Raw genomic sequence first — 9,269 nt, forward strand, 5'->3', positions numbered from 1 at the left:
CAATCTAGTCAGCGGTGAGACCCTGTATAATTGGTCTTTTCTGTCTGAAAACGGCGAGACCGCTACATGTTCGAACGGCACGGTAACCTTGGTGAATGGCGGAATATCCAGTATTCCGAAATGTGACCGGCTATTTGTTTTGTCCGGGATAAATATGCGTGACTACGCCAGTCGCCCCCTGTTGGCAGCTTTGCGACGAGAGCGTGCACGCGGCACATCCATCGGGGCCTTGTGCTCCGGTGCATGGCTGTTGGCCGAAGCTGGCTTTCTCAATGGTCAACAAGCGGCCATTCACTGGGAATACCACGATAGCTTTATGGAGGCCTTTCCCGAAGTGAACCTCGTCCGCAGCGTTTTTGTGGCCGACGGCAAACATATCACCGCATCCGGAGGAACGGCGACTGCTGATCTGATCCTACATCTAATTGAAATGGATCATGGGCCAGATCTTTCAATCGCGGTGGCCGATCAAATGGTCTATAACGCTGTGCGGAATGCAACTGCAGAGCAACGCGTATCACTGCAGTCAAGAAATGGGATGCGAAATGCCCATCTCGCCAAGGCGATTCAAATCATGCAGCAAAGGCTTGAAGCGCCGGTTTCCCCTTCGGAGATCGCCAATCAGCTTGGTATCTCAACCCGACAGCTGGAACGCTTATTCGGAAAATACCTAAATGCATCGCCCAAACGGTACTTTATGGAAATGAGGCTGGAACGCGCCCGAAACCTGTTGCTGCAAAGCGAAGCTTCGGTAACCGAGGTGGCCATTGCGTGCGGGTTTGAAAACCCAGGCCATTTTTCTCGGGTCTACCGGGCCAATTTCGGGATCACGCCTCAGATGCAAAAAAACAAGATTGACTGATTTTTCGCGCCTCAATCCCATTGTACATAAAATACTTAACGCTGATTTCCTTTTAATGCGTTCGTCAAAGCATCACCTATCGCGTTGTTTCGAGTATTTTCGTGGGGCTTTCCGCCTTTTCCACCGCGGTTTTTCCCGCCATCTTTGGAAGTTCCGGAACTGCCCCTAGACTGGCCTTGTGGGGTCAAGGGCCCACTACCTTTACGCATACTCAACCCAATCCTTTTTCGCGGCGCGTCGACCTCAAGCACACGAACTCTAACGACCTGACCTGTTTTCACGATTTCATGTGGATCCTTTACGAACCGGTCAGCCAGTTGGCTGACATGGACCAAACCGTCCTGATGTACGCCAATGTCTACGAATGCACCAAATGCAGCGACGTTCGTTACCGTTCCTTCAAGCATCATTCCGGGCTTTAGGTCCGATATCTGTTCTATGCCTTCGGTAAAACTGGCGGTCACGAAGTCAGGCCGAGGATCCCTTCCGGGTTTTTCGAGCTCGGCAAAGATGTCGCGTATGGTCGGCAGGCCAAATGACTCATTAACGAATTGTTCTGCGTGCAATCCGCGCAGCGACCCTTCTTTGCCCATAATCTGCCGGATATCTCGGCCGCATTCCGCCACGATTTTGCTGGCAACTTCGTACGCCTCTGGATGCACCGCAGAGGCGTCAAGCGGTTCGGAACCACCCCGGATGCGCAAAAAACCCGCACATTGTTCAAACGCATGCGGCCCTAGGCGCGCGACTTGCAGCAACTCGTTTCGCGATCGGAAAGCACCGTTAACGTCACGATGATCAACGATGGCTTCAGCGAGAGCAGGACCTAACCCGGAGACATGCGATAACAATGGTGCTGAGGCGGTATTGAGGTCCACGCCGACAGCGTTGACCACATCCTCGATCACTGCTTCTAGAGATCGGGATAGGCGGTTCTGATCAACGTCATGCTGATATTGGCCCACACCTATGCTTTTGGGCTCAATCTTTACAAGTTCGGCCAGCGGGTCTTGCAAACGCCGCGCGATTGAGACCGCGCCGCGCAGCGACACGTCCAGCTCCGGGAACTCCTGCGCAGCCAGTTCTGATGCTGAATAGACCGACGCACCGGCTTCTGAGACTACAACCTTGGTTGGGCTTTTCATAGATTTGGGTAATTGCGCGAGTGTGTCGCTAACCAATCGTTCTGTCTCGCGACTGGCAGTGCCGTTGCCAATGGCGATCAGTTCTACTTCGTGACTTGAGATCAGGTTCAACAGGGCGGCTTGCGCTCCACGCAGATCGTTTTTGGGTTGAAAAGGGTAGATCGTTTCTGTCGCCAACAACTTACCGGTTGCGTCCACAACTGCGGCCTTTACACCTGTTCGAATACCCGGATCCAAACCAAGCGTTGTGTGGGCGCCGGCCGGGGGCGATAACAACAAATCTTTTAGATTTCGGGAAAAGACCTGAATCGCCTCCTCCTGAGCCCGCCCTCTTAATTCCGCCATCAGTTCGACCATCATCGACAGCGACAGTTTCACCCGCCAGGTCCATCCGGCCACTTTACGTAACCAAGTATCGCTAGGTCCGGTTCCACGGGTATCCAGATGAGCGGCAACTATGTTTTCGGCGCGGGCCGTTCCTGTTTCCGGATCAGGGGCAATATCCAGCGAAACAATCCCTTCTTTCGAGGCACGCAGCATAGCCAACGCACGATGCGAAGGAACCTTTGACCACATCTCGGAATGATCGAAGTAATCGCTGAACTTGGCACCTTCTTGTTCTTTGCCTTCGATCACTTTGGCCCACAACCGGGCCTCATGCTGCATAAAGCTTCGCAGTTCACCCAGAAGGTCAGCGTTTTCCGTCAGTTGTTCCGCGATAATATCCCGCGCCCCGTTCAGGGCATCTTTGGTCGACTCAACGACATCCGACAAAAAGTTCTGTGCAATGATTTCCGGATCCAACTCGCGATTATTCAGGATGGCATTTACCAACGGCTCCAATCCATTTTCGCGGGCAATCATTGCCTTGGTGCGCCGTTTGGGTTTGTAGGGCAGATATATATCTTCAAGCTGAGCCTTGGTTTCTGCTTGGGCAATAGAACGCGCCAATGAATCGGTTAACTTGCCTTGATCCTTGATTGCACTCAGAATCGTATCGCGGCGCGCCTCGAGTTCTCGCAGATAGACCAGACGCTCCGCCAATATGCGCAGCTGCGTGTCGTTCAGACCACCTGTAATCTCTTTGCGATAGCGGGCAACAAAGGGTACCGTGGAACCTTCATCCAAAAGACGAACGGCGGCAAACACCTGTTCCGGACGCGCATTGATTTCAGTAGCGATAGTTTGGGCGATAAGATCCAAAACACTCTCCTAGGATGATGTTGGAGAACCGTCTTAGCCAGCCTCACGAATGAGGGGAAGTAAAAATTGCTTTTGCGTTGAAGGGGGCTGATGAGAACGGAAACCCAAAGTCCTTTACAGCGCTGGATGGTGGTAATCGCCACAATTTTTTTCCCTTCCCAAACTGCCGCCAGCGGTGACATGAAGGTCGGCACCGGCTTGACAATTGCCGTCAATTTCTTGGGCCACATGGTGCCCAGGTTGCCCTCGGGTCGTCCAGGGCTGGAGCGCGGTTTGAAATTTCGTTTTCCATCGAAGGACATGTTCAGTGCGCGAAAGCATACATACTAAGCTTAGTTGCGCTTCCTGAACCCGTGTCAATTTGCGCAACGCAAACCGATTGATCCCGAGGCAATCCTCATTTATGGGATGCCTGTCAAATCAGAGTCTCCCGTTGGGCCAATGGTCCAGTTACGGCTCGGTGCCGGGTGTAAGATGGCACAAACTCTTGGATAGCACGCTCCGAAAGGCTGAAAAAAGGTTAGGGAATATGGCAGAAAAATCGAACTTCGACATATTGTATACCATTGTAGACGAAGCGCCCGAACTGGCAAGCGCATCGTTTCTTCCCATCATCCGCAAGTTTGCTTCGGCCGCTGGAGTGAGTGTTGGCACCAAGGACATCTCGTTAGCTGGGCGCATATTGGCGACATTCCCAGAGAACCTGACAGACGAACAGCGTGTCAGCGACGATTTGGCATCGTTGGGCGAACTGGTAAAAACGCCGGATGCCAATGTGATCAAATTGCCGAACATCTCTGCCTCTGTCCCCCAATTGGTCGCTGCTATCGAAGAGCTTCAATCGCAAGGCTACAACATCCCCAACTATCCCGAAGAGCCTTCGACGGATGAAGAAAAGGCGATCCGCACAAGATACGACACCATTAAGGGCTCGGCAGTGAACCCGGTTCTTCGTGAAGGCAACAGCGATCGCCGCGCTGCTCGGGCGGTGAAGAATTATGCTCAGAAAAACCCTCATTCGATGGGAGAGTGGAGCGCTGACAGCAAGACTAAGGTCTCATCAATGTCCAACAATGATTTCTATGCAAACGAGAAATCAGCAACGATTTCCGCCGCCCAAGCAGGCGACGCAAAAATCGAGTTTGTCGGCAAAGATGGAAGTGTAACCGTATTGAAAGACTCTTGGCCTTTGGCCGATGGCACCGTAGCTGACGCCACATTCATGTCGGTCAAGGCACTTTCCGCATTCCTGGCGGAAGCAATCGAGGACACAAAGCGCGACGGCACTATGTTCTCGCTGCATATGAAGGCCACGATGATGAAGGTCAGTGACCCAATTATCTTTGGCTATGCCGTCAAAGCGTGGTTAGCCCCAGTATTCGAGAAATTCGGTGCCGAATTGGAAACTCTTGGAGTGAACCCAAATTCGGGCCTTGGCGATCTTTTGGATCGCATAAAGGGCAACGCCGATATTCTGGCGGCTATCGATGCGATTAAAGCGGATCGTCCTTCGATGTATATGGTTGATTCAGACCGCGGTATTACCAATCTGCACGTTCCGTCTGACGTTATCATCGACGCCTCAATGCCTGCGGTTATCCGCGCCGGAGGTAAAGGTTGGGATGAAAGCGGCGCAAAAGGGGACACCAACTGCGTCATCCCTGACCGCTGCTATGCGCCGGTTTATGACGAAACCATTAAGTTCTTTAAAGCCAACGGCGCGCTAAACCCCGCGACTGCCGGGGCTGTTGCCAACGTAGGTTTGATGGCGCAGAAAGCCGAAGAATACGGCTCGCATCCGACTACATTCCAAGCTCCTGCCGACGGCACCATCCGTATTGTTCTGGAAAATGGAGAGACTTTGCATTCGCATGAGGTTGAACAGGGTGACATCTGGCGTTCCTGCACAGTGAAAAAAGCGCCGATCGAAAACTGGATCCAGCTTGCGATGGATCGGCAGCGTCTTACCGGATCCGAAGCGATCTTCTGGCTGGATGCTAATCGCGCCCATGACGCTGAGCTTATCAAATACGTCAATCCGGCGCTTGATGCCACGGGCGTTGCAGACAAATTTCAGATAATGGCCCCACGCGAAGCGACCAAACAATCACTGGAGACTATAACCGCTGGCAAGGACTCGATTGCTATCACCGGGAATGTGCTGCGTGATTATTTGACTGACCTTTTCCCAATTCTAGAACTGGGAACCTCTGCCAAAATGCTATCGATCGTTAAACTGATGAACGGTGGCGGCCTGTTTGAAACCGGGGCAGGGGGCTCGGCCCCAAAACACGTGCAGCAGCTGGTCGAGGAAAACCACCTTCGCTGGGACTCGATGGGCGAGTTCTGCGCGTTGGGGGAGTCGCTGAACTTCCTGGCCGACAGCAAAGGTAACGCCAAAGCAGGTGTTCTGGGCACGGCAGCCGAAGCAGCAACGCAGGGTATTCTTGATAATAACAATTCGCCCAGTCGCAAGGTGGGTCAGCCCGATAATCGGGACAGCCACTATTGGTTTGCCCGCTATTGGGCAGAGGCTCTTTCAAAACAAACAGAAGATGCCGAGTTGGCCGCCGAATTCGCACCGATTGCACAACAACTAGCCGACAGCGAAGAGCAAATCCTTTCAGAGCTTGCAGCCGCGCAAGGGGTTGCCGCCGATTTGGGAGGTTACTACCATACTGACCCAGCAAAGGCGGCAGCGGTTATGCGTCCGAGCGCAACCTTGAACGCAATTATTGGGTGAAACCTGAAACTCGAAAAATTGGATCACCCGCGCTGAGCGACAAAAGCCGACCCTTAACGGTCGGCTTTTTTACTCAAACTGGAGAAAAGAGCCTGTTCCCATTGCAACACCTTTTTTGAGTGCGTGGTGGAGCAACTGCCCGCAGTTATCTTCCAGCAAGCCTTACAAAAAACAATACACCTTAGAACTGGGTTGTCCCTAAGTGAGCTGGTTATTGCATAGATAAATCTCTCGCTTCAGCAATAATATTCGCAACTAGCCATCGGAAACGGAACAAATTGTAGCGCGAAGTTTTCAGTTTTTTGAAACTGCTGGGTTTGGGAACTTTTTTGGATCCCTTCAAAAAAGGGGCCGGTCCTAAGACCAGCCCAGAAAGCATCCGTAAACCGAGGGATCAGTTCGATGCTGCATTCAATTTTTGGTTCTGTTCGCGCAACGTATCCGAGATGATAGCGTACCATTCTCCAGACTCGCGCATTTCGACCAAGCCCTTGTTCATCATCGCAATATATTGACGCGCGTAGGGGTTGGAGCGATGGGCGAGAAAGCTCATCGAAGACAATGTAGATACAAAGGGGTTTTCGGCTATATCCGCCGATGACAAACCCATTTCATTCATCGTTGCCGCGAACAGTTCAACTTCAAACGCAGCTATATCCGCTGTCCCAGTCAAAACTGCATCAAGGCATTCCCGCGCGGTCTTTGGTTTAACCATAGTGACATTGGAATCATTTAGACCAACTTCTTCGAGAACAACCATGCTCCACCCCTCCATACGACAGATCGTGGCACCTTTGAATTCTTCGAAGGTTGTCGCACCAGCATAAGCGCTTTCAGGCAAAGTGAAAAAGCCGCCAACAACATCATACACAGGTACCGACGCAACGAATTGTGTACACCGTGCCTCAGTTTCCAGAGACCATTCATACGAGCGATTTGTGCAATCAGGGATTGTCCAAGCGATCGAAATGTCAAACGCATTCAGAGGAAGCAAAGTCTGAAGGTGCGCGCTCCAATCATCCACAAAGCTTACCGAGAATTCACGATTGTTGCCGCCACGCTGAAGGCTGGTCGTGGCAAGCCGGGTCATGAACCCACCGCCATTCAAGGTTTCGTCTGTAAATGGCGCCCAGCCGTTGCCAGTAACCATTTTGATTGGCGGTTCATAGACATTCGAGCGCTTAACACTTGCTGCACGCTGTTCTTCTGCCGCAATCAAATCCTGAGCGCTTTGTCCATTTGGCAGGCTTCCGTCTTCACAAGGCAGTGCCAAAACCAAACCAGGCTCCAAGTTTCCCGGATTGGTGATTACGTTACGGTTCGCGTTAAAGATTGGCTGATAATTCGATGTGCCATATGCAGCAATCGCGATTGTGGCCATCGTATCGCCGTCAGTCACAGTATAATTCGTACAAGCCTCTTGAGCAGCGGCAGCACCCGCGCCTAGCGCAGTGAACGCAGATGCCAAACGCATTGCTTTCTTGAGGTTCTCGTTAAACATTTCCACTTCCTCCAGACTTTGGTTTTATTAGGCCGTTTGGAGCCCTAGCCATTTTCCATTTGATAGCGCAGAGCGGTCGACACGATGTCGCGCCACTCACCCGATTGCTGCATAATCGCCAGTCCTTGATTGAGTGTCTCAAGCACTGCTTCCCCGTCAGGATTGTCTTTGTGTGTCATGACGTTGAGTGACTTGATCGCAGCAAGATTTGGGTTTTCGATAATCTGATGCTCATAACCCAGACGGCTGATGGCCTCGGCCGCCAGATGAGCCTCAACAGCGACAATATCTGCCTCGCCCTGCATGACAGCATGAAAACAATCATCGGGTGAGACCGGGCGTAAAAGGGTGATGACCGGCTCATATAGGCTTACGGCATCCATATGCGACAAAGACCACCCCTCGGGGCGGCAGATAGTTGCACCTGCAAAATCAGCGTAAGTAAGAGTTTGTTCAAAACCAGAGCCTTCGCGCGCGAAGAATGTATCAACTACCTCATAAAACGGATTCGAGAAGTTGTAGGTTTCGCAACGGTTGCGATCGCTTTCTGACAAAGCTTCAGCTTCTTCGCAATTTGGTCGCGACCACGGGAATGTGGCGTCAAACGCCAATGTCGGCATCAGCAAATCCAAGTGCGAAGACCAGTCATTGACAAACTGTATCTTGTAGCCCTGTTCCGGAGCAGCGCGCAAAAAGGCCGTTTCAACAAGGTTCGTATAAAGGCCGCGATGCGGCAAAGCTTCGTCGGTGAACGGGGCATAGTTGCCACCGGTGATCAGCAGCAGTTGTCGATCCCGAATTTCTGATTTCTCTTCGCCTTGAGATTTGCGGATCAGGGCGGCTGCTTCTGTTCGCGCTTCCTCAATTTCCTCACGCGCCGAAATTCGAGCCTCTACAACAGCTCGCTCGTTGGCCTTCCTAGCTTCGGATTTGGCTGCGGCAACTTGGGCCTCAGCATCAGCAACGGCTTTCTGAGCCCGCTCTTCCGCCGCTTCTACCAGTTCGGCGGCCATCTCGACTGCCATGCGCTCTGCCTCGGTTTCGGGCTGAGTAACGGCGCGTCCAATATCGTCCAGGCAAGGCATGACCAGTTTGTCGCCGACGCGTATGATATTTGGGTTGGACCCGATAACATTTCTGTTCGCGTTATAGATGAAACTATAATCTTCGGTGGCGTAAACCTGTATCGCCAGTTCCCGAAGGCTATCCCCACGTCGGATTTCGTAGGTCGCGCATGCTTCCTGCGCCGATGCGGAACCTGCTAAGACTGCAAAAGCCAAGCCGGAAATGATTAGATGATTTCTCATGAGTGCTGAACTGCCTTAATTAGGTTCCTGCCGGTTTAACGACGGCAATAGCGATATTGTCCTGGCCAGGGTCATTTTTGGATTTAAGTTCCTGCAACAAGGTATCCGCGATATCGCGCGCAGGTGACTGCGCGTGAACGCGCAAGAGCCCCTCAATTTCGGGGTCACTGAGGAATTGCAAGCCATCACTACCTAGGACGAGAAGGTCCGAGGCGACCAAATTTAACGCCTTTTCAGGACAATCCACTTGGCGGATTTCCCCGCCCATAATAACGGAGGTTAGTTGGTTCCGGTCCGGGTGCGCGCGCGCCTCTTCGGAGGAAAGTGTGCCCTCCGCAACCTTTGCGTCGATCGCTGGAGCCATGGAATGGTCTTCGTTGATCTGAGTCAGACGGTCATCTCGGAAAAGGTAGAGAGGGCTGTCGCCGATGGAAATCCAAAAGACACGCTGCTCAAGCATTAGAATGCCCAGCAATGTAGAGCCCAATTTGACGCGATGTTCATCGCC

6 protein-coding genes are annotated in these 9,269 nt (G+C 52.3%); 2 read left to right on the top strand and 4 right to left on the bottom strand.

Annotation, left to right across the window (positions count from 1 at the left end; translation table 11 throughout):
* On the top strand, positions 1–862 hold an 862-nt coding region (locus AC2FNE_RS23805), incomplete at its 5' end, for a GlxA family transcriptional regulator (RefSeq protein WP_496806472.1).
* Between the two features lie 35 nt (positions 863–897).
* Here the strand turns inward: AC2FNE_RS23805 and AC2FNE_RS23810 are convergent.
* On the bottom strand, positions 898–3,210 hold the full coding sequence (locus AC2FNE_RS23810) for a Tex family protein (RefSeq protein WP_496806473.1): 2,313 nt from the start codon (positions 3,208–3,210) through the stop codon (positions 898–900).
* Positions 3,211–3,739: 529 nt separating this feature from the next.
* On the opposite strand from AC2FNE_RS23810, the gene AC2FNE_RS23815 reads away from it, so the two are divergent.
* Positions 3,740–5,953 (top strand): NADP-dependent isocitrate dehydrogenase, encoded by a 2,214-nt coding sequence (locus AC2FNE_RS23815; RefSeq protein WP_170605398.1) that lies wholly within the window; start codon positions 3,740–3,742, stop codon positions 5,951–5,953.
* A 394-nt stretch (positions 5,954–6,347) separates the two neighbouring features.
* Here AC2FNE_RS23815 and AC2FNE_RS23820 read toward each other — a convergent pair whose 3' ends face one another.
* The 3 genes from AC2FNE_RS23820 to AC2FNE_RS23830 all read right to left on the bottom strand — a co-directional run.
* Positions 6,348–7,454 (bottom strand): transporter substrate-binding domain-containing protein, encoded by a 1,107-nt coding sequence (locus AC2FNE_RS23820; protein ID WP_170605396.1) that lies wholly within the window; start codon positions 7,452–7,454, stop codon positions 6,348–6,350.
* Between the two features lie 44 nt (positions 7,455–7,498).
* The gene (locus tag AC2FNE_RS23825; RefSeq protein WP_496806474.1) at positions 7,499–8,761 is read right to left on the bottom strand and encodes a substrate-binding periplasmic protein; all 1,263 of its coding nucleotides are present in this window, start codon (positions 8,759–8,761) and stop codon (positions 7,499–7,501) included.
* A 19-nt stretch (positions 8,762–8,780) separates the two neighbouring features.
* On the bottom strand, positions 8,781–9,269 hold a 489-nt coding region (locus AC2FNE_RS23830; RefSeq protein ID WP_496806475.1), incomplete at its 5' end, for a PP2C family protein-serine/threonine phosphatase.

The organism is Ruegeria sp. YKSD179 (assembly GCF_059612885.1).